20 protein-coding genes are annotated in these 20,691 nt (G+C 33.7%); 9 read left to right on the plus strand and 11 right to left on the minus strand.

Annotated features, from left to right (window positions below):
* Window positions 1-22: 22 nt before the first annotated feature.
* The 5 genes from BUB89_RS06910 to BUB89_RS06930 form a co-directional block, all read right to left on the minus strand.
* Window positions 23-511, minus strand: coding sequence for a hypothetical protein (locus tag BUB89_RS06910; RefSeq protein WP_073243373.1), 489 nt, complete (start codon window positions 509-511; stop codon window positions 23-25).
* A gap of 170 nt (window positions 512-681) precedes the next feature.
* A complete protein-coding gene (locus BUB89_RS06915) occupies window positions 682-1,962 on the minus strand; it encodes an NAD(P)/FAD-dependent oxidoreductase (protein ID WP_073243375.1) in 1,281 nt (426 codons plus the stop codon).
* 60 nt (window positions 1,963-2,022) lie between these two features.
* A complete protein-coding gene (locus tag BUB89_RS06920; RefSeq protein ID WP_073243378.1) occupies window positions 2,023-3,363 on the minus strand; it encodes a DEAD/DEAH box helicase in 1,341 nt (446 codons plus the stop codon).
* Between the two features lie 126 nt (window positions 3,364-3,489).
* Complete coding sequence (locus tag BUB89_RS06925) at window positions 3,490-5,040, minus strand: DEAD/DEAH box helicase (RefSeq protein ID WP_073243381.1); 1,551 nt, start codon at window positions 5,038-5,040, stop codon at window positions 3,490-3,492.
* Window positions 5,041-5,145: 105 nt separating this feature from the next.
* Window positions 5,146-5,673 carry a DUF6155 family protein gene (locus BUB89_RS06930; RefSeq protein WP_073243383.1) on the minus strand — a complete coding sequence of 176 codons (528 nt, stop codon included), beginning with the start codon at window positions 5,671-5,673 and terminating at the stop codon, window positions 5,146-5,148.
* A gap of 104 nt (window positions 5,674-5,777) precedes the next feature.
* Between BUB89_RS06930 and BUB89_RS06935 the strand changes: the two genes are divergently transcribed.
* Window positions 5,778-6,053, plus strand: coding sequence for a DUF3817 domain-containing protein (locus BUB89_RS06935; RefSeq protein WP_073243385.1), 276 nt, complete (start codon window positions 5,778-5,780; stop codon window positions 6,051-6,053).
* Window position 6,054: 1 nt separating this feature from the next.
* A complete protein-coding gene (locus BUB89_RS06940; RefSeq protein ID WP_073243387.1) occupies window positions 6,055-7,314 on the plus strand; it encodes a mechanosensitive ion channel family protein in 1,260 nt (419 codons plus the stop codon).
* Between the two features lie 60 nt (window positions 7,315-7,374).
* Here the strand turns inward: BUB89_RS06940 and BUB89_RS06945 are convergent, their stop codons facing one another.
* Window positions 7,375-7,758: an acyl-CoA thioesterase gene (locus BUB89_RS06945; protein WP_073243389.1), complete on the minus strand. Its 384-nt coding sequence runs from the start codon at window positions 7,756-7,758 to the stop codon at window positions 7,375-7,377.
* Window positions 7,759-7,825: 67 nt separating this feature from the next.
* Between BUB89_RS06945 and BUB89_RS06950 the strand changes: the two genes are divergently transcribed.
* The 7 genes from BUB89_RS06950 to BUB89_RS06980 all read left to right on the plus strand — a co-directional run bounded on the left by BUB89_RS06950 (window position 7,826) and on the right by BUB89_RS06980 (window position 14,410).
* Window positions 7,826-8,230: a glyoxalase gene (locus BUB89_RS06950; RefSeq protein ID WP_073243391.1), complete on the plus strand. Its 405-nt coding sequence runs from the start codon at window positions 7,826-7,828 to the stop codon at window positions 8,228-8,230.
* A gap of 304 nt (window positions 8,231-8,534) precedes the next feature.
* Window positions 8,535-9,245: an alpha/beta fold hydrolase gene (locus BUB89_RS06955; protein ID WP_073243393.1), complete on the plus strand. Its 711-nt coding sequence runs from the start codon at window positions 8,535-8,537 to the stop codon at window positions 9,243-9,245.
* A 39-nt stretch (window positions 9,246-9,284) separates the two neighbouring features.
* The gene (locus tag BUB89_RS06960) at window positions 9,285-10,232 is read left to right on the plus strand and encodes an ATP-grasp domain-containing protein (protein WP_073243395.1); all 948 of its coding nucleotides are present in this window, start codon (window positions 9,285-9,287) and stop codon (window positions 10,230-10,232) included.
* Window positions 10,233-10,250: 18 nt separating this feature from the next.
* Window positions 10,251-11,357 (plus strand): carboxylate-amine ligase, encoded by a 1,107-nt coding sequence (locus BUB89_RS06965; RefSeq protein WP_073243396.1) that lies wholly within the window; start codon window positions 10,251-10,253, stop codon window positions 11,355-11,357.
* 42 nt (window positions 11,358-11,399) lie between these two features.
* Window positions 11,400-12,230, plus strand: a complete 831-nt coding sequence (locus BUB89_RS06970) for a type 1 glutamine amidotransferase (RefSeq protein ID WP_073243398.1) — start codon at window positions 11,400-11,402, stop codon at window positions 12,228-12,230.
* A gap of 33 nt (window positions 12,231-12,263) precedes the next feature.
* Complete coding sequence (locus BUB89_RS06975) at window positions 12,264-13,454, plus strand: hypothetical protein (protein WP_073243400.1); 1,191 nt, start codon at window positions 12,264-12,266, stop codon at window positions 13,452-13,454.
* 83 nt (window positions 13,455-13,537) lie between these two features.
* On the plus strand, window positions 13,538-14,410 hold the full coding sequence (locus BUB89_RS06980) for a sugar phosphate isomerase/epimerase family protein (protein WP_073243402.1): 873 nt from the start codon (window positions 13,538-13,540) through the stop codon (window positions 14,408-14,410).
* Between the two features lie 27 nt (window positions 14,411-14,437).
* Here the strand turns inward: BUB89_RS06980 and BUB89_RS06985 are convergent, their stop codons facing one another.
* Genes BUB89_RS06985 through BUB89_RS07005 form a run of 5 tightly spaced genes read right to left on the minus strand, consistent with a single transcriptional unit; the run spans window position 14,438 to window position 20,650 of the window.
* A complete protein-coding gene (locus tag BUB89_RS06985) occupies window positions 14,438-15,154 on the minus strand; it encodes a DUF4240 domain-containing protein (RefSeq protein ID WP_083552582.1) in 717 nt (238 codons plus the stop codon).
* Between the two features lie 53 nt (window positions 15,155-15,207).
* On the minus strand, window positions 15,208-16,863 hold the full coding sequence (locus tag BUB89_RS06990; RefSeq protein ID WP_073243404.1) for a M1 family metallopeptidase: 1,656 nt from the start codon (window positions 16,861-16,863) through the stop codon (window positions 15,208-15,210).
* A 3-nt stretch (window positions 16,864-16,866) separates the two neighbouring features.
* Window positions 16,867-18,081: an ATP-grasp domain-containing protein gene (locus BUB89_RS06995; protein WP_073243407.1), complete on the minus strand. Its 1,215-nt coding sequence runs from the start codon at window positions 18,079-18,081 to the stop codon at window positions 16,867-16,869.
* A 4-nt stretch (window positions 18,082-18,085) separates the two neighbouring features.
* On the minus strand, window positions 18,086-19,516 hold the full coding sequence (locus BUB89_RS07000; RefSeq protein ID WP_073243410.1) for a leucyl aminopeptidase family protein: 1,431 nt from the start codon (window positions 19,514-19,516) through the stop codon (window positions 18,086-18,088).
* Window positions 19,517-20,650 carry an alpha/beta hydrolase gene (locus BUB89_RS07005; protein WP_073243412.1) on the minus strand — a complete coding sequence of 378 codons (1,134 nt, stop codon included), beginning with the start codon at window positions 20,648-20,650 and terminating at the stop codon, window positions 19,517-19,519.
* Between the last annotated feature and the right edge of the window lie 41 nt (window positions 20,651-20,691).

The following is a 20,691-nucleotide window of genomic DNA, read 5'->3' on the forward strand; positions in this document are numbered from 1 at the left end:
TGTATGGAATTGTCGTAAAAAATTAGAAATCAAATAAAGTAGAAATGGTATTCTCATCATTAGAATGTGCATAATTTGTACTGGAATGAGATGTTCCATCACTAAAAATCGTAAGTGTTACTCTTGAATTTTTCAAATCTTCTTTTTTAATATTTGGTATGGAAAATTTTAAATTTGATAACGTATAAAAATCATCTCTGGATTGAAATATTTTGTTGATTATTATTTTTTCTCCAGTGGCTAAAATTTTAAATGATTTTTCACCGGGAAAATATCTGGAAATTCCAATTTGAATTGCGTATGCTGAAGAAGTTTTGAATCTGCTGTATATTGGATTTATTCGCATTTCGCCTTTTATAATTACGATATCTAATTTGTCCGGATAAACATCTACAAATCCATTGCCAGTGGTTTCCAATTGAAAACCATTAGGAATAAATTCGAATTCAACTCGTTTTTTTTGAACAACTGTCTCACTTACTTTTACTCTTTTTGAGGAACAATTAATCATAAATAAGCAGGTTGCGATGATGAGTACACACAAAAAGAACTCTTTAATTTTAAATTTTACCATTTCTATTTTTACCCAATATAATGATTTTAGTCAAAGTAATCTATTTCTTATTCAAAAAAATCCTATAAAAAACCGATACATCTCGGTATCGGTTTTCAGTATAATAATTATTTTGCAAGATCTTCAACTTTTACTTTTTTATCAGGTCTGATAATCATTCGTAACGAATTGTCTTTAGAAAAATAAGCAATCATCCAGTTGTAAAATGTTTTAATTCTGTTTCTGTATGTAATTAACGAAATCAGGTGAATAAATAACCAAATAATCCAGGCAAAAAATCCTTTAAAGTGCAATTTTGGTTTTGGTAAATCAACCACAGCTTTTGCTTTTCCAATAATTGCCATCGAACCTTTATCTAAATATTTAAACGGAGTCAGCGGTTTTTGTCTGATAGCATTTTTAAAATTCTTTGCTAAATTAACTCCTTGCTGGATTGCCACCTGAGCTACCTGAGGATGTCCGTGAGGAAAAGCTTCATCGTTAAACTGAATACAAGTATCCCCAATGGCGTAAATGTTAGCAGTTCCCTCAATTTTATTATAAGCATCTGTTTTTAAACGCTTTCCACGTCCGTAACTTTCGGCTGGAAGTCCTGTAAACTCACGTGCTGTAACTCCGGCTGCCCAAATTAAGTTCTTGGTCTGAATGGTTTCTCCATTGGCAAAATGAACCGTATCATCAACATAATCAACTACATTATTGTTTAATTTTACCACAACACCTAAATCAGTTAAAGCCTTGTAAGTGTCATCCTGAGACTCCTTACTCATGGGTGTTAACAATGCCGGGGCACCATCAACTAAATAAATATTACTGGCAGTTGTGGCTAATTCAGGATATTCTTTTAAAAAGATATTTCGGCGCATTTCAGCAAACATTCCTGAAATTTCTACTCCTGTAGGTCCTCCTCCGGCAACAACAATAGTTAATAATTTTCTGCGTTTGCGAATGTCTTTAGTAATGGCTGCTTTTTCTAGATTTTTAAGCAAGGTGTTACGCATAACGATAGCATCATTGAGCGTTTTCATTGGGATGGCATTCTTTTTTACATTTTCCATTCCAAAATAACTGGTCTCTGCTCCTGTTGCAAAAACTAGTTTGTCATACAGCAATTCACCATTATTTAAAATTATTTTGTTTTCTGAAGGAACAACTTCCAGAAGTTCTCCTAAACGAAATTGAAGGTTCTTTTTCCCTGCAAAAAATTTTCTGAAAGGATAACTGATACTTGATGGTTCCAGATATGCAGTTGCTACCTGATAAATAAGCGGTGGAAAAAAGTTATAGTTATTTTTATCCACAAGTGTTACACGCACTCCGTCCTGATTTAATAATTCTTTTGCAAGATTCAGTCCGGCAAAACCGCCTCCGATTATTACGATTTCCATATTTTTACAATTTTAAAAATAACATTCTCTTTTTTTGGCAAGAGGAATGTCAAACAGTTTTTATTTTTTTTGTTTTTGTCTTTTAACTGGTTTTTCGTTGGTTTGGTTTTTATTTTGTAATAAATGGTTAGCTAGTATTTTTTCTATTAATTCATCCTTGGTGAGGTGATGAAAAATAGTTTTTATTTTTGTTTTCAATTCGGCATCCACCTCATGATTTGGTTTTGTTTTGAAAATTTGTTTTGCCCAAAGCAAAGTGTTGTTGTCTTCAATACTGGCAACAGAAGGTTTAGAAAACGGTGTGAATTTAATCCCTAATTCTTTTTCAAAATCGGCAATTTCTATTTCTTCTTCGGCTTGTAATACCGTTAATGCCAGTCCGTTTGCCCCTGCCCTTGCCGTTCTTCCGCTACGGTGAACATAATTTTCATAAGTATCCGGTAAATGATAATTGACTACATAAGCAATTTCTTTTACGTCAATTCCTCTGGCAGCTAAATCAGTTGCTACTAATATATTAATGTGTCCTTCGCGAAATTGCTCCATGATACGATCCCGAATTCCCTGCGACAAACTGCCGTGTAATGCTCCGGATGAAAAACGGTTGATGGCCAAATTTTTTGCCAGTTTGTTTACAGCCGCTTTTGTTTTGCAAAAAATAATCCCGCGTTGTCCTTCTCTTGAATTTAAAAAGTGCATTAAAACATCTAATTTTTCAATAGGATCAACAATAATATATTGATGATCAATACTTTGATTTCCTGAAGTTTCCATGTTAGCGCTAACATGCACTACATTTTTATGCAAATAGTTCTGAATCAGCTGTTTTATAGTTCCGGGCATGGTAGCCGAAAATAAAAAAGTTCGGTGGTTTTTAGGAAGCTCAGCAACAATTTCATCCAGACTTTCTTTCAGGATGCTTACCATTTCATCGGCTTCATCGAGTACTAAAAATTGGGTTTGTGCTAAACTGATGGCTTTTCGTTGTAATAAATCAATTAAACGTCCCGGAGTTGCTACTACAATATGGGTGGGATTGCTTAAACGTTCTATTTGAGGTTTTATTGGGATTCCTCCGCAGCTTGCTGCTATGGAAACATTGGGTAAATTTTGAGCAAAACTTTCTAAGTTTTTAAAAACCTGATGGCCTAATTCTCTGGTGGGAACTAATATTACAGCTTGTACATGTGGTTTTGAAACATCAATTAATTGCAGCAGCGGTAAACCAAATGCGGCTGTTTTTCCGGTACCTGTTTTTGCTAGTCCCACTAAATCAGTCTGATTCGCTAAAAGCAACGGAATGACTTGTTCTTGTATAGCGGTAGGCACAACAAGATTCAATTCACTCAAGGATTGTAATAAAGCTGTCGAAATTCCTAATTCTGAGAATTGTTTTGACATTGTTTTGTTTTTATTATTCGTATGAAAAACAGTTTCTTAGCCCCGATAGTAGCGGTATCCTTAATGTTCTTTCTTTAAGAACATTAAGATAAAGCGGATAGCGGGAATCAGCTCCTTATTTTAGTTCTAATCCTCATCTTCATCAGGCTCGTTCATGATTTTTTCACGATACTTTTTACCTAACAGCAAGGTTAATTTTTGTTTATAATCATCTACAAGCCATTCGCGGTAATTTTTACTGCACTGACTTAAACATTTTGCATACCGTTTAATGCGGCATTCAATATCATCGTCTAATTCTTTGGCTAATAATTTAGCTTCCTGTAAAGTTTCGGTGTTGTAAACACACATGGTTGCGTGTTGATCCAATGATTTATCCAAAACCACTTTAGAGCGTAAATTTTGTTTTATTGCCAGTTTGTGTTCTTCGTCAACATCAAAAGTAACGTCTTCTGTATTGCTGAATTTAGCTCTCAATTCCGGCGGCATCGTATATTTAAAATACAATTCAATTTCAGCATCATCACGTAAATTTTCCAAATAAAATTCAGGTGATTTAAAGATGTGCTGCCAGTTTACAGGCTCACTCCAGAGTCCGAAACGAGCGGCGTTATTTCCTAAATCAATAACGGTAAATTCGTCTTTATTAGGTAATTTTCTGGAACCGCGCCCTATCATTTGATAATATAAAGTTAATGATTTTGTGGCACGATTTAAAATTATGGTTTCAACTGTAGGTTCATCAAATCCGGTTGTTAAAATCCCTACGGAAGTTAAAATGGCATCTTTTGTATGTTTGAACCAATGTAAAATTTCTTTTCTTTCTTCGTTACTGCTGGTATTATCCAGGTGACGGATTTCATATCCTGCTTCTCTGAAAGTTTCGTATACATACAAAGAGGTATTGATACCATTATTGAAAATCAAGGTCTTTTTTCCTAAAGATCTTTCAGTATAGGCATGTACCAGTTTTTCCTGCATTAAAGTATTGGTATACAAATCATCCGAAGATTTCACGGTATAATCTCCGTTAATACCTACTTTTAAGGAGGTCAGGCCTACATCATAGCTATAAGTTGTGGCTTTTGCCAAAAAACCTTTATCTATTAAGGAACTAATTGTATCTCCTACAATTAATTCATCATAACTCTGGTTCATAGGCAATTTTATATTAGAGCTCAGCGGTGTTGCTGTTACTCCTAATATAAAAGCATTAGTAAAGGAACTTAAAAGTTTTCTGAATGAATTATAATGTGCCTCATCAATAATAACTAAACCAATATTTTCGAGAGATAATTTCTCATCATTGATACGGTTTTTTAAGGTTTCCACCATGGCTACAAAACAGGAATAATCGTTTTGATCCGGTAAATCCTTAACCTTAGAATTGATAATTTTATTTTTTACACCAAAACCTTTTAACATTTTAGAAGTTTGTTTACACAACTCAATACGATGTGTCAAAACAACTACTTTTTTATTATGTTTAGATAAGTAACGGCGAACAATTTCTGAGAATATTACTGTTTTTCCGCCACCTGTAGGAAGCTGATACAGCAGGTGATGTTGTGCAGGACCGTTATCGATACGCTCAAAGATGGCATCAATATCGCCCTGTTGGTAGGCATAAAGTTCTTTTTTGTCTTCTTTTTCTATTTCTATCGTACTTTCGAACATTGCTTTTTGTTGAATTTTTGCAAAAATACGCTTAAAAAACAGTTATCCTGTTATATTTAATTTAAATTATTAACTTAATTTGAAATAATTTGATTTACAAGCCTCTTATTCGTCAATTCGTTCTGTAATTTGCAGGAAATCCATGCGGTTTTTCCATTTTTGTCTCACAATTTCTTCTGTAAGTGAATGTATTCTGGATTTAAAATCGTTTAAAACACCATTGGCAATCATAAATTGTATCGCCTGTTCGAAAGAAGTGTGCATGCTTTTGTAAAAAGTATCTTGTTTTATGAGATTTTCGGCTGAAAAAGCCTGCGCTATTTCTATATTGTACAACATCAAATCGCTAATTATAAAAGGGTCTACTCCTAGTGTTATAAAATGTTTGATGTTTTTTTGAGCTATAGATCGACGCATTTTAGGTCTTTTTCTTTTACCACGTGCAGCAACCGGAAAGTACTCCTGAGCGATTTTAAGCTTGGCTTCCTGCAATCGCTTTTCTTCTTTTGGATTGAAAACAAAGTCATAATATTCCTTGACAACACTAAATTTTTCATACAATTCAATCAGTTGTTCCTGCAATTGTTCTTTGTCGAGTTCGCCCAAATATTTTTTTAAATCTCTTTTACTCATTATGAAATTTTTATGATTACAAAAGTAAATTACTTTAAGGTTTAATACCTATAAAACGGATGATAATCCTTAATTTTGGCAGGAAACATTAAATAATAATAGTAATGCTTAAGATTTTTAAAATTACAGCTATCCTTGAAGGGATTTCTTTTTTAGTATTAATTGCTAATATGATTTTTCTAAAACCAAGTAATCCGGAACTTTATCACACAATTGTTAAACCTTTTGGCTATGGACATGGTGTTTTATTTATAGGTTATATCATTTTAGCATTTTTATTAAAAACACCACAAAAATGGAGTGTCAGAGATTTTGGGATTATTTTAATTGCTTCTTTGATTCCGTTTGGTACTTTTTATGTAGAAAAGAAATATTGCTAAAATGTTTGAATTATTAAAGCAGCTGTTTACGTTTTTATACCCGCTTTTTAGAAAATGGGGTTTAAATGTTACCATGGCCTCTTATTCGAGTTTGATAATTAACATTGTACTGCTTTGTTTTTTAGCTTATGTCATTTATTATATTTCCAGACAGCTGTTAGTTAGTTTAATAATTGTAATTGCCAGAAGGACAAAAACACAGTTTGACGATTTATTAGTTTCTAATAAAACAGCTAAATACATTGCTCATCTTATTCCTGTTTTATTTATCTATAAATCAGTTCCTGTCATTTTAGACCGATATGAATACTGGGATAGTGTCTTTGGGAAACTGGTAGGTATTTATATTGTTATTCTAGTGCTTTGGATAATTCGCACTGTTTTTAATGCACTGAGGGATTATTTAAAACAAAAAAAGCGTTACAGCGATAAACCCATTGATAGCTTTATTCAGGTTATCATGATTGTGCTGTGGTTAGTTGGGATTACCATTCTGATTTCCAGATTATTTGAGGTCGATTTCAACAATATGTTTACCACATTAGGTGCTGTTTCTGCTTTGATAATATTGATTTTCAGAGATATTATCCTGGGTTTCGTAGCCAGTGTTCAGGTATCCATAAACGACATGATCAGGATAGGCGACTGGATTACAATTGATAAATTTGGTGCCGATGGTGATGTTATCGAAATCAATCTAACTACGGTAAAAGTGCGTAATTTTGATAATACAACCACTACCATTCCTACTTATAGTTTGAGTTCTGATTCGTTTCAAAACTGGCGTGGCATGCTTAAATCGAATGGTCGCCGTATAAAAAGACATATTTTGATTAAAACCAACAGCATTCGTTTTCTCGAGGAAACAGAATTAGAGGAACTGAAAAAAATCAGTTTAATCAGTGATTATATTGTTAGCCGAAAAGCGGAAATTAATAAATACAATACCGATAGAGCAATCGACAAATCAATTGCAATAAACGGTCGAAATATGACTAACATGGGATTATTTCGAAAATATATTATTCAATACCTGCGTAATCATCCGGCTATCAATCAGGATATGGTTTTAATGTGTCGCCAGTTACAGTCCACTGCCGAAGGAGTTCCTTTAGAAATTTATACTTTTACAAAAGATAAAAAATGGGAAAACTACGAATATGTAATGTCGGATATTTTTGATCATGTCATCTCAGCTGTTCCCTATTTTGATCTTGAAATTTTTGAATTGCCTTCAAGAGGTGATTTCCTGAATAAATAAAATTAAGCCACAAATTCACTAATTTAATTAGATTCGCAAATTCGTGGCTTTTTATGCTGATTACAGCCGATTTTTTACAAACTCAATTTCTGTTTTTCCATGTGGTTTAGGTTTGCCGTCTTCGCCTAAATTGACCATTACTGATTTATCGATGGTAATGATAATTTCTCTGGTCATCATGTTACGGACTTTGCATTCCAACGAAATAGAAGTAGTTCCAAAATGAATCACATCAATTCCTATTTCGATAATATCCCCTTGTCTTGCCGAGCTTTTAAAATTTATCTCAGACATGTATTTAGTAACTACTCTGGAGTTTTCAAACTGAACAATGGTATAAAGAGCTAATTCTTCGTCTATCCATGATAATAATTTTCCTCCAAATAAAGTTCCGTTCGGATTGAGGTCTTCGGGCTTAACCCATTTTCTGGTATGAAATCGCATATATTTAATTATTTATGCTAAAATAAGGTTTCCCTGAGAATTTTTTTCCTATTTTTAAGAAAAAAAGATGAGCGAAAGAGACCGTTTTTTATCCGAATTCAGAGGAGACGCCATAGGAAGTGTCAGTGCCCAATCTTCAGCTGATGAAATTTTTCAAAATGAAGTTTTAAGACCCATATTGAAACTTCAAAATGATTTATTCATTGCTTCTTTTCACAATTATATCAGTAAATACAAACGGGATTTTTATTCGTTAAGTGTCGAAAAAAAGATTGCAACCATTGAAAATGCAATTCAAAAAGACATAAAGTTTAGAAATGCCTTAAAAGGAATGATCATCGCTCTGTTTACTGTGGAGGAATATACTTTATATATAAAAAACTCCTCCAGCTTAAATAAACGCATGATGAATATGCTGATTGAAAGATTAAAAAATCAGGTTCAGTTATTTGAAAAAAGCGTTGTTGATTAAGTGGAATTTGAAAATATAATCAGCCGTTTTTTTTAAAAATAATTTGAACTCTTCAAATCCAATTCTTTTTTTCAAAATGTCCACGCCGTTTGTGGACTAAGCTTTACAATTGTTTTTTCTTAGCCGTTTCCCTTGTTTAAGATATGTTACCAAATTGATTTAAAACACCCCATTTAAAGGCTTTAAAATAAATTATATGCAATAATATTAAACAAAGCGTTATTATTTCATTAAAAGTAAAGAACCATCTTCTGTTTGTAAATTTCATATTGATTATTTCAGTATAATTGTTAAAACCAAAATTATGAAAGAAGACTATTTCAAGTGGTATTCACCCAATTTAAACAGAGAGACTCAGATGCTCGTCTTTGGTCATTCAGGATATCCGGTAGTTTTGTTTCCTACTTCCATGGGAAGTTTTCATGAAAATAAAGATATGGGACTGATTGAATCAGCACGATGGTATCTCGAGCAGGGATTAATTCAGATTTATTGTCCTGACAGCATTGATAAAGACAGTTTTTATAACAAACAAATTCATCCTGTACACCGCATTGAAAATCATGACTGGTATGATAAAATGATTTGTCATGAAGTTGTTGAAAAAGTCAGGCATAATACCCCAACAGGAAAAGTGGTTATGGCCGGTTGCAGTTTTGGCGGTTATCATGCTGCTAATTTTGCCTTTAGACATCCGGGGTATGTAAGTCATTTGTTCAGTATGAGCGGAATTTTTAAGATTAAAAACTATCTTGAAGGCTTTCATAATGATACCGTTTTTTACCATAGTCCCCATGATTATCTGGAGGGTTTGAATGATTATGAATTATGGAACATGGATATCGTACTGGGTACTTCCAATTGGGATATTTGTTTTGATGCCAATTTAAAAATGAGCAAATTATTGTCTGATAAAAGCATGCACCACTGGCTGGATATCAGGCAGGATAAAGAACACGATTGGCCGTTATGGAAAGAAATGTTTCCCCATTATTTATCCCGAATAAAATTTTAGCTAAAACTGATTATAAAATAGTAAAAGAAAACAACGAATATGAAAAAGATTGGAATTTTATTTGGAATGGAAGATACCTTTCCTCAGGCTTTTATCGAAAGAGTCAATTCAAAAAACGAAAAAGATATCATAGCCGAAGCCGTTTCTATTGATAAAGTTATTCAAAACAAAGGAGGTGAATATGCCGTAATTATTGATAGGATTTCGCAGGATGTTCCTTTTTATCGTGCTTTTCTTAAAAATGCCGCTTTAACAGGAACTAATGTGATTAACAATCCTTTTTGGTGGAGTGCCGATGATAAATTTTTTAATAACGCATTAGCAGATACGCTGGGCGTTCCATTGCCTAATACGGTGATTCTTCCTTCAGCAGAACATCCAACGGATACTACTTCTAATTCTTTCAGAAACCTGAAGTTTCCATTAGACTGGGAAGGAATTTTTGAATATGTAAAATTTCCAGCCTACATGAAACCGTATGCCGGTGGCGGGTGGAAAAATGTGTACCGACTGGAAAATAAAGAAGAATTTTGGGAAAAGCATAAAGAAACCGGACAGTTAGTAATGCTGTTGCAGGAGGAAATTGTGTTTACGGAATATTTCAGAGTGTATTGTTTAGGTTGTAAAGCTGTTAAAATTATGCAATACGAACCCAGAAATCAGCCTCATTTGCGTTATGTACTTGATGGTCCTCCAGTAGATAAAAAATTATTGGCAACCATAAAGGATTATACACTCCGACTTTGTAAAGGTTTGGGATATGATTTCAATACAGTAGAATTTGCCGTTCGGGATGGGATTCCTTATGCTATTGATTTTGGAAATCCCGCTCCTGATGCTGATGTTAATTCAGTAGGTATGGAAAACTTTGAGTGGGTGGTTGAAGAATCTGCTAAAATGGCTATTGCTGCCGCAAAAAAACAAAAACCGGGAAAAATAAATCTGACCTGGGGAACCTTTATGAAAGATGCTGTTGGGTTAAAATAATAATCGGAATACTTTTAAATGAAAAAATTGCCTGTTTTTACGCTTGGTATAGAAGAAGAATACCAAATTATAGATCCCGAAACACGAGATCTCCGCTCCCACTTGTCTAAGATAGTCGATGGAGCAAAAATATTGTTGAATGAACAAGTAAAAGCTGAAATGCACCAATCGGTGGTCGAAGTAGGAACTAATATTTGTAAAAATGTAAAAGAAGCCGAGTGTGAGATTAAATTTTTACGAACTAAAATTGTAGAACTGGCCGATAAACAAGGACTTATTGTTGGCGGAGCCGGGACACATCCTTTTTCTAAATGGCAGGATCAGCCTATCACCGATGATCCGCGTTATCATACTATTATTAATGAGTTGCAAGATGCTGCACGTTCTAATCTGATTTTTGGAATGCATTGTCATGTGGGAATAGAAAGTCGTGAAGTAGGACTGAAATTAATCAATCAGGCCTGCTATTTCCTGCCGCATATATTTGCACTATCCACTAATTCCCCTTTTTGGGAAGGAAGACAAACCGGTTATAAATCCTTTAGAACAAAGGTTTTTGATAAGTTTCCACGAACAGGTTTGCCTGAATATTTTGATTCGGTGGCTTCTTATGATAACTTTCTGGATACTTTAGTAAAAACCAATTGTATTGATAATCCAAAGAAAATCTGGTGGGATTTACGTCTGCATCCTTTTTATGATACTATAGAATTCAGAATTTGTGATATGGCACTAACGGTTGAAGAAACTATGTGTATGGTATCTGTAATTCAGGCTGTAGTAGCTAAGTTGTATCGTCTTAATACACAAAATTTAAAATTTAACACCTATCGTTTAGCATTAATAAAAGAAAACAAATTCAGAGCTGCCCGATATGGAATAGAAGGACATTTAATTGATTTTGGACTTCAAAAAGAGGTAGAAACCCGATTATTGATTTTAGAATTACTGGATTTTATTGATGATGTTGTTGATGAATTGGGAAGCAGAGAGCATATCAATTACACACATGAAATTTTGAAAAACGGAACCGGTGCTGATAAGCAGATTGCTGTTTTTGAAGAAACAAAAAACTTGACTAAAGTAGTCGATTTTATTACAAAAGAATTTACTAAAGGACTATAAATTATTAGCTTATCTTTGCAAATAGTATAAAAGCAGGAACTAATGAAAAAGAAAAACATAACAATAGCAATATTGGACATGTACAATGGTGAGCCTAATCAGGGCATGCGATGTATCATTGATATCGTAAACCGTTTTACACCTTTTGTAAGTTTTAAAATATTTGATGTCCGCGGAAAATGTGAATTGCCCGAAATAGACAAATTTGACATTTATATTGCTACCGGAGGTCCCGGAAACCCGCTTGAAGGCGATGGTGTATGGGATGCAAAGTTCTTTGGTTTTATTGATGCTGTTTTAAAATGGAACAATGAAAATCCGATAAAAAAGCACGTGCTTTTTATCTGTCATTCCTATCAAATGGCCTGTAAACACTTTGGCTTAGCCGAAATTACAAAAAGAAATGATACGTCGTTTGGCGTTATGACAATTCATAAAACTAAGGAAGGTCTTAAGGATTTATTGTTCGAAGGACTGGACGATCCGTTTTATGCAATTGATTCCAGAGATTATCAGGTGGTTCAGCCTAAGTTGAGTGTTTTTGCTAAAAAAGGGGCTAAAATCCTTTCGTTAGAAAAAATAAGAGATCATGTGCAATATGAAAGAGCCATCATGGCAGTTCGTTTTACCGATCATTTAGTGGGGACACAATTTCATCCTGAGGCTGATCCTATTAGTTTTCTTTCCCATTTAAGAAATAAAGAAGTGAAAGAAAAAATTAGAAAAATGAAAGGTAAAAGGAAGTTTAGGAATATGCTTGAAGACTTAGTTGATGAAGATAAAATATACAGAACTAACGAGACTTTAATCCCAAATTTTCTTCGCTCTGCAATTACTGACCTGATGAGATCTAAAAAAATTATGTCCAATTAAAAAATGATAATTTCTTAACATCCAAAAAACTGTATGATTTCTAAATACCGAAAGCTATTTAATGAGCAATTTACCCAAGAGAAATATCAGGCTTTAAAGGATGATATTGCAGCCGATTTTGACTATGCTCCCACTTTTAGACTGGCAGAAACTCCTTTTTTTATTTCGAATGATTTAAAAAAGCAACTGATTGAAGGTTGTAACGAAGTGATAGCTTTGATTCAGCAGAGTGATTTTAAAGAATTAACTAACAAATCATTAGAACTAAACAGTAAAGTTCCTAATGAAGATGAACATACTACTTTTCTAGCTATTGATTTCGGAATTTGTGAAGAAGACAATCAGGTAGTTCCTAAACTGATTGAAGTTCAGGGATTCCCTTCGTTATTCAATTATCAGGTTAATTTATTTGAAAAGCTGAAGGTGCTTTATCCTTTTATGGAGCAATTAACACCCTTTGTAAATGATATAAGCTCACAAGAATATCTTGAAAATCTGGATGCTGTTTTTTGCAATAATCTTCCTAAAGAAAATGTGGTTCTGTTAGAAATTGAACCTGAAAAACAAAATACGCTTATCGATTTTTATTATTGCAAAAGAGATATTGGAATTCTTGTTATTTGTGTTACTGAGGTAATCAAAAAAGGAAATCAACTATTTTATAAAAACGAAAAAAATCAGGAAATCCAGATAAAGCGCATTTATAACAGAGTAATTTTTGATGAACTGGAACTGCGGACAGATTTAAAAATGAACTTTAGTTTTTCAGACGATTTGGATATAGAATGGGCAGGTCATCCTAACTGGTTTTTCAGAATCAGTAAATTCATTTTACCCTTGTTAAAAGGTAAATATTTTATTGAAACCACTTTGCTGAGTGAATTAAAAGAAATTCCAACCGACTTAGAAAATTATGTTTTAAAGCCCTTGTTTTCTTTCTCTGGTGCAGGAGTAGTTTTTCATGTAAAAAAAGAAGATATCGAAGCTGTTGTTGATAAAGAGCTTTATATTCTTCAGAAAAAAGTAAATTATTTACCCATTGTACAATCGCCTGACGGAAAAGTAAAAGCCGAAGTGAGAATGCTTTGTACCTGGAAAAAAGAGGATGCGGCTCCTACTCTTTTGTGCAATTTAGTGCGTTTGAGTCGCGGTGAAATGATAGGGGTAAAATACAACCAGGACAAAGACTGGGTAGGCGGAACTATTGGATTATTCGAACGATAATTTTTTGCATCAATCTGCTGTTTGTTACAATTTCGATTTTTTTTAATACTTTTAGAATAAATAATTCAGATATTTAATTCAAAATGATAAAGAGAAGAGATTTTATAATTAACAGCAGCTTGGCTTTAGGTGCATTAGCAATCGCTCCTTCCCTCGCCTTTTCTACGAAACAAAGAAATATCGGTTTACAATTGTACACTTTAAGAGAGCTATTTTCTAAAGATGTAAAGGGGACTTTAGAATTTGTTGCAAAAACAGGATATAAGGAAATAGAAACGTATGGTTACTCAGGCGAAAAAGGTTTTTTTGGAACTTCTGTAAAAGATTTCAAAAAAATACTGTCTGATAATGGCCTGAAAGCACCAAGCGGACATTATGAATTTAATTCTTTTATAAAAGACAATAATGCTGATTTTTTAAAATCCTGTATTGAATGCGCTAATCAATTAGAAAGTGAATATATTACTGTTCCACATTTAGATGAAAAATTAAGAAGTAATCTGGATGATTACAAGCGTATCGCTCAAAAAATAAATGAAGCTGCTGTTTTATGTAAACAAGCGGGGTTGAAATTAGGATATCACAACCATGATTTTGAGTTCAAAAAGTTTGGAAACCAAACAGGATATGATATTTTACTCTCGGAAACAGATAAAAACTTAGTCGATTTTGAATTGGATTTATACTGGGCAGTCCGGTCAGGAATTGATCCATTAGAATTGTTTAAAGCTAATCCCGGGCGATTTACCATGTGGCATGTAAAAGATATGGATCCATCTAAAACCGAATGGAATACCGAAGTTGGTCAAGGAGCTATCAACTTTAAATCTATTTTTGCAGCAGCAAAACTATCCGGAATGAAACACTTTTTTGTGGAACAAGAGACTAATTATAAGCCTAATCTTTTAGAGTCTTCTGTAAAAAGTTTTGACTATATAAAAAACAACCTGATTTGATTGTTGTACTTAAACCAAGTATTAAGTTTATTTTTTCCAGAACTTTTTAAATAAAACCGGACAAACTTTTTCCATTGTTTCAGGCTCGTCCACATTCCAGCTGAATTCTAATAGTGGATAATTTTCATCTGTAGTTTTAAAATTTTCGTAATCAAGATAGGCGTGTATTTCCTGATTTGTTGCGTTTTTAAAAGCATTCATCGCTACATACCAAAAACCTTCAAAATCATAAGCTTTTGGTTCATTTTCAACCAAATCTACTAATGCATCCGGATTTTGCTGTACTTTATAATACGCTTCTTTACCTCTTGAAATTAGCCAGCATCTAAAATAATCAAAACCATCCTCCGCAGCGCCATTGCTTATAATATAATTGGCACACCATAAATCAGAGGTGTAAGAATCAAACATGAGTTTATCGGTTCTTAAGCGAAAACCAACTATTTCCTGAGGAGAAAGTTGCTCTAAAATAGTAGTCAGGAAAATTTCCTGATCTTCCTGACTTTCAGTTTCTTTTAAGGAACTGTCTATAATTGTCCAGTAAACTTCCTCGTCAAGCATTTCATGTGAAGGAGCAAAATGAATGGAATCAAGATTTATTCTTGCAATATTTACGGTATCAACCATAAATTCAACAGAATCAACGTAAACTCCCTGTTCTTCTCTTTTTTCACTACTATTTTGACTATAGTGAATAAAGCTTAGCATCAGAAAAAAAGAGAGATATAAATACTTTGTTTTCATCTTATAAAATTAGATTAGTCACTACTCAAAATGAAAGATAAAATTAATCTATTTTATTGGGTACTGTTAACTCCAAGCACATAAAAATTTGCTTCAATAAGTAGTTTTGAATTTTCTGCAATATTTGTTTCGCTTTTCCAGTTTGTTTGCGGTTTTATCCACTTTTCCTCGCCGTTTATACTAATTTTGACAGGCATGTTAAACTCAGGAACACAGTTTATCCAACGATATACCAAATCATTATTTTTAAAATAATATTCCAGTTTTGGTATTCTGATATCCCGTAAATATTGATTAAAAAAGGGATTGAGATCCATTTCGGTTTCCTGACTCAGATAATCTTCAATTTGTTTTGTAGTCACGGTTTGATGGTAAAAAGTACTGTTTAATCCTCTTAATATACTTCTCCATTTTGTGTCATCATTCACAATTTGGCGTAAGGTATGCAACATATTAGAACCTTTGTAATACATGTCACTGGAGCCTTCATCATTGACATCATAATTTCCAATTATCGGTTTGTCATTTAAAATGTTTTTTCTAAGTCCTCGTAAATAAGTATAAGCCGCTTCTTTGCCATAATAATATTCGAGAAAAAGACTTTCGGAATAATTAGTAAAACTCTCATGAATCCACATATCCGCAATATCTTTATTGGTGATACTATTTGCAAACCATTCGTGTGCCGATTCATGCACAATAATAAAATCAAATTTCAATCCCCAGCCTGTTCCGCTTAAATCCCCGCCCAAATATCCATTTTGAAAACCATTTCCATAAGTGACAGAACTTTGATGCTCCATTCCTAAATAAGGTGCTTCAACCAATTTATATCCGTCTTCATAAAAAGGATAAGGACCCAACCAGTATTCAAGAGCTTTTAGCATTCGGGGAACTTCCTGGAATTGTTTTTTGGCTTTCGCCAAATTGTCTCTCAAAACATAATAGCTGCAATCCAGAGTTCCTTTTTCACCTTTGTATTTTTCTGAAAAAGAAACGTAATCTCCAACATTAATATTTACGCCATAATTATTTATAGGATTAGTAACATACCAATTATAAGTTTTGGTTCCGTTTTTATGTTTTTTTACACTCAGTAAACGACCATTGGATACATCCGTTAAATCATCAGGAACATTCACACTTATGTACATATCATCAACTTCGTCATACATGTGGTCTTTGTTAGGCCACCAGACACTGGCTCCTAATCCCTGACAGGATGAAGCGATAAATGGTTTTCCGTTGCTGTCTTTTTTCCATGTAATTCCTCCATCCCAGGGCGGATTGATAGCTACTTTAGGTTTTCCGCCATAAAAAACAGTCAGCTCTTTTACAGCATCTTTTTTTTGGGAAGCAACTAACTCAACAAAATACACATTTCCTTCTCTGTCAAATTTTAATTCTTTTTTATCCTGAATAATTTTGCTGATTTCTAAAGGATTTTGCAAATCAATTTGCATGACATGGTGTTCCTGTAAAACTTTATATTTTATAGTGTTATCCCCTGTAATTGTGCTGTCTAAAGGATTTACTTTTACAGTTAACCGATACTGTTTTAAATCCCACCAGGCTCTTTCTTTTGTAATGCTTCCTCGCAAACTATCCTGTCTGTCGAACTGATTTATTTTACGTTCCAAAAGTTGTTGCGCTTTTGTTTCATTCGAAAAAAGCAACAAGAAAAAAATAAAAAAACAAAATACTCTCATGTGTTAATGCAGTTTATCCACTTTTTTTTGTGCTACAACCACGGTATAATCAGCTATTAAACGATCAACATAGTTGTCTAATAATTCGAGAATTCTTTCGTTTTTATCAGATTTTACTATTAAACCGGCGTGGTAATCAAGGGGAACTCTGAAGTAAATTTCAGGATCTGAAAATGAAGATAAATCAGGATGCTGGAATTTAGATAAAGTCAGGACAATACCTGCATATTCTTTTTTCACTTCAGGCAATTGGTATTCCTTTTCTTTAACCAAAGCATCTTCTATAATCGCCCATTCTTTCCACAAATTAATACCGGAGGCAGCTTCTACCATTTCGGCAATATGAGCACCACCTACACGGGAAGAAGTTTCCAGAAAGTAAATTTTACCATCCTCAGTACATTTTATAAATTCGGTATGAGCAACGCCGTGCTTTAATCCAAAGCTTTTCAAAACGGCTTCGTTTACCTTTTTTATTTCTAAATCATCTTCAGAATCATATGGAATATTAGAACTTCTGAAAACACCGCCACCCTGAGTTATTTCCATCGGTGTTGCCAGATATTTTGAAGTAAGGCTGAAAATTATTTTTTTATCTGAAATTAAGCTGTCACAATGATAAACAGCACCGGGTTTAAACTGTTCTAATAAGTATTTAAAACGGTTATTCCCCATTTCGTTAATATGAATCCATAAGTTTTCTTTATCAAAAACTTTGATAATCCCGGAGGCAGAAGCTTCAGAACGTGGTTTTAAAACCCAGGGAGGAGAAACCGTATTAGCAAAAGTATTGATGTCATGATCATTGAATAAAGAGCAAAAAGGAGGAATAGGAATTCCACAACTTTTGGCTCTCATCCGCATCGCTAATTTGTCTCTAAAATAGCGACCGGTAGTTTGTCCCATTCCTCCTATTCGAAGATTTTCTCTAAGATAGGTGGCTTTTTCTACATCAAAATCATCTAAAGCAACGATCGAATCAACCTTAGTCGTAATCATTAAATTACCTATTCCCAATAATAAATGCTCTAAATTCCATTCGGTGTCCAGACCAGGCATATAAAATATTTCGTCTATAGCTTCATGAGGCCATGGCTTATCTCTTAATTTTTCACTGGTAACGAGATAGACTTTATTTCCTAAATTCTTTAACTGAATTAAAAAATCAGCGCCTTTAAAATAATTTGAAATACAAATGAAGGTTTTAGCATTTTCCATAAATTCATAAATTTTCTATGAATTTAGTTAATAAATGTACACCATAAGCAGTTGCGTGTTTACTTTTTGCAAATTCATCATCACCAAATGCCACTCCGGCAATGTCTAAATGAGCCCAAGCCTTGTGTTCTTTAGTAAAAAACTCTAAAAACTTAGCTGCACTGATAGCTCCTGCCACTGGTTTTCCACTAAAATTCTTTACATCAGCAATATCACTTTCAATATCACTTTTGTAAGCATCCCATAATGGTAACGGCCATAATCGTTCACCAATTGATGTACCGACTTCCTGGATTTTTTTAGAAATAAATTCATTATTGGTAAACAAAGCACCACATTCGTACCCAAAAGTCCCAACACTACTCCCTGTTAAGGTTGCAATGTCTATAATGTACTCCGGTTTGTAATTTTTAATTAAATAAGACAATCCATCGGCTAACACCAGACGGCCTTCGGCATCGGTATCAATTATTTCAATGGAGTTGCCGCTGTAGCTATGAATCACTTCACTGGGTAAAAATGATTTATTATCCACTGCATTTTCGGCACAGGGAACAATAGCAGTAACTTGTACGGGTAATTGTAAATCGGCAATGAGTTGCATGGCTCCAAAAACAGCAGCGCCACCAGCCATATCACACTTCATATGTACCATTCCAGCCGTTTTTATATTCAGACCACCTGTATCAAACGTAATTCCTTTCCCTACAAGTCCTACATGTTTTAATGAAGCAGGAGCAATTTTAGGCGTGTAATTCATAATTACAAACTGGGCTTCGTTATCACTGCCTCTTCCCACAGCTACAAAGGCACCCAAATATTCTTTCTTAGCGTCTTCCAGACCCAGCACTTTTACATCAAAACCGTATTGAATACCTTTATCCTGAGCCCATAATGCCAGGTATTTAGGAGTTACTTTATTAGGCGGTAAATCAACTAAGGATAGTGTTTCTAACTGGGCACGGGCTATTTTTATTGCTTTGCTAAGCCAAACAGAATAATCCTGAACTGCTAATATATTTAATTCAAAATCAGCCTTTAAAAATGGATGTTTTTCCTGTTCTTTATAATGACCTAAATCATAAGTTCCTAAAAGCAAACCTGACATAGCGGCTTCGGCCTGTTCTCCATCAAACTCTTCCGGAAAAAAAAGGCAGAGTTTTTTATTGAAAAGTGCTTTCTCTTTAAGTGAAACTCTTCTGAATATGGTTTTTAATGACTTATAATCAATGTTTTTTCCTAAGCCAATAAACAAATATAAATTTCCCCCTTTTTGAGTCAGATAGCTGCTGTCTTTTTTACCATAAAAAACAGCAGACGAAATTTCTATACCATCAAATTTTACAGGAATCAGATTTTTAGCAGTAGTTTCAAAAACCGGAATTAATACGGTTCCTGAAAAATTTTCTAAACTCTCAATTTTTGTTGTTATCATTTAATTGTCTTTTGTGTTAAAAAATAGCCATTCTATTGCTTTAGGGAATTCGTCACTCCAAAAGGTTTCATTGTGTTTTCCTAACTTATTGATACTAAGATTTATTTTCATTTTATCAGTCACAAACTCACTTTCAATCATTCGGTTTTTAAAAGTCTCCACATGTTCAATCATGGTCGCACTCTCCTCTCCTCCTGCGTATAAATAGATTTTAGTATTTCCGGTGTCCTCATAATTTTTAATCGTCATTTTAGGAGCAACCCACAGTGAAGGTGAAAAAATCATCAATTTACCAAAAATTTCAGGATATCTTAAACCACTAATAATACTCACTAAACCGCCCATAGAACTGCCTCCGATACCTGTAAATTCTCTTTCCTTTTTGGTTCTGAAATTTGCATCTACATACGGTTTTAAGGTTTCTGCTAAAAATTTAATGTATTTTTTTCCCCGGCCTTTTCCTAAAACTGTTTTCCCTACATTGTATTCTTTAACGCGGTCTTCTTCGGCATGTTCAACTGCTATAATGATGATTTTTCCAACATTATATTCCGACATTACCGCTAATTTTTTATCAATTTCCCAATTGCCGTATCCGGAATTTTCATTGAATAAATTCTGGGCATCCTGCAAATACATGACAGGATAATTTTCACTAGAAGCATCATAATCATAGGGTAATAATGCCCAGACTTTACGAGTAGTGTTCAATTGCGGAATTTCGAATTCATCGGAAATCAGCTGAATTTGGGGCAAAAAGTTAGGTTTGAACGGCATCCAGTTCTTTCTCCATCGAAAAACATGTTCGTTTTGAATACCGGTATGTTTGGATGTAGAACGGTTTTCTGTTCGCTCTTCATTAGCACCAATTTCTACCGCGCTCCAGTCGCCTTTAGTGAATTTATATAATAAAACTTCCGGATAATCAAAATCATGAGTAAATTTATAATGGTATAAAGCAGTACCCACTTTTTCCATCATAAATTCTTTATCCTGAGTACGCCAGTCATTAAAATTTCCGGAAATATAAACAGGGCGGGAATCGTCTTCGTCAGTAGTAAGTATAATATGCAATCCTGTTTCTATTTTATTGTCGATTAATTCTTTTGAAAAATGAGTTTTATCAAAAATCATAAGGTATTGATTATAAATAATTATTAAGCAATGTAAATATA

Source organism: Flavobacterium flevense (assembly GCF_900142775.1).
Taxonomy (GTDB): domain Bacteria; phylum Bacteroidota; class Bacteroidia; order Flavobacteriales; family Flavobacteriaceae; genus Flavobacterium; species Flavobacterium flevense.

Bases quoted from the DNA above. Each gene is read 5' to 3' on its own strand.
- BUB89_RS06990 (WP_073243404.1), bottom strand. From the start codon at position 16,863: ATGAGAGTATTTTGTTTTTTTATTTTTTTCTTGTTGCTTTTTTCGAAT.
- BUB89_RS06985 (WP_083552582.1), bottom strand. From the start codon at position 15,154: ATGAAAACAAAGTATTTATATCTCTCTTTTTTTCTGATGCTAAGCTTT.
- BUB89_RS06960 (WP_073243395.1), top strand. From the start codon at position 9,285: ATGAAAAAGATTGGAATTTTATTTGGAATGGAAGATACCTTTCCTCAG.
- BUB89_RS07000 (WP_073243410.1), bottom strand. From the start codon at position 19,516: ATGATAACAACAAAAATTGAGAGTTTAGAAAATTTTTCAGGAACCGTA.
- BUB89_RS06975 (WP_073243400.1), top strand. From the start codon at position 12,264: ATGATTTCTAAATACCGAAAGCTATTTAATGAGCAATTTACCCAAGAG.
- BUB89_RS06915 (WP_073243375.1), bottom strand. From the start codon at position 1,962: ATGGAAATCGTAATAATCGGAGGCGGTTTTGCCGGACTGAATCTTGCA.
- BUB89_RS06970 (WP_073243398.1), top strand. From the start codon at position 11,400: ATGAAAAAGAAAAACATAACAATAGCAATATTGGACATGTACAATGGT.
- BUB89_RS06950 (WP_073243391.1), top strand. From the start codon at position 7,826: ATGAGCGAAAGAGACCGTTTTTTATCCGAATTCAGAGGAGACGCCATA.
- BUB89_RS06965 (WP_073243396.1), top strand. From the start codon at position 10,251: ATGAAAAAATTGCCTGTTTTTACGCTTGGTATAGAAGAAGAATACCAA.
- BUB89_RS06910 (WP_073243373.1), bottom strand. From the start codon at position 511: ATGATTAATTGTTCCTCAAAAAGAGTAAAAGTAAGTGAGACAGTTGTT.
- BUB89_RS06945 (WP_073243389.1), bottom strand. From the start codon at position 7,758: ATGCGATTTCATACCAGAAAATGGGTTAAGCCCGAAGACCTCAATCCG.
- BUB89_RS06930 (WP_073243383.1), bottom strand. From the start codon at position 5,673: ATGAGTAAAAGAGATTTAAAAAAATATTTGGGCGAACTCGACAAAGAA.
- BUB89_RS06995 (WP_073243407.1), bottom strand. From the start codon at position 18,081: ATGGAAAATGCTAAAACCTTCATTTGTATTTCAAATTATTTTAAAGGC.
- BUB89_RS06935 (WP_073243385.1), top strand. From the start codon at position 5,778: ATGCTTAAGATTTTTAAAATTACAGCTATCCTTGAAGGGATTTCTTTT.
- BUB89_RS06920 (WP_073243378.1), bottom strand. From the start codon at position 3,363: ATGTCAAAACAATTCTCAGAATTAGGAATTTCGACAGCTTTATTACAA.
- BUB89_RS06955 (WP_073243393.1), top strand. From the start codon at position 8,535: ATGAAAGAAGACTATTTCAAGTGGTATTCACCCAATTTAAACAGAGAG.
- BUB89_RS06980 (WP_073243402.1), top strand. From the start codon at position 13,538: ATGATAAAGAGAAGAGATTTTATAATTAACAGCAGCTTGGCTTTAGGT.
- BUB89_RS06940 (WP_073243387.1), top strand. From the start codon at position 6,055: ATGTTTGAATTATTAAAGCAGCTGTTTACGTTTTTATACCCGCTTTTT.
- BUB89_RS07005 (WP_073243412.1), bottom strand. From the start codon at position 20,650: ATGATTTTTGATAAAACTCATTTTTCAAAAGAATTAATCGACAATAAA.
- BUB89_RS06925 (WP_073243381.1), bottom strand. From the start codon at position 5,040: ATGTTCGAAAGTACGATAGAAATAGAAAAAGAAGACAAAAAAGAACTT.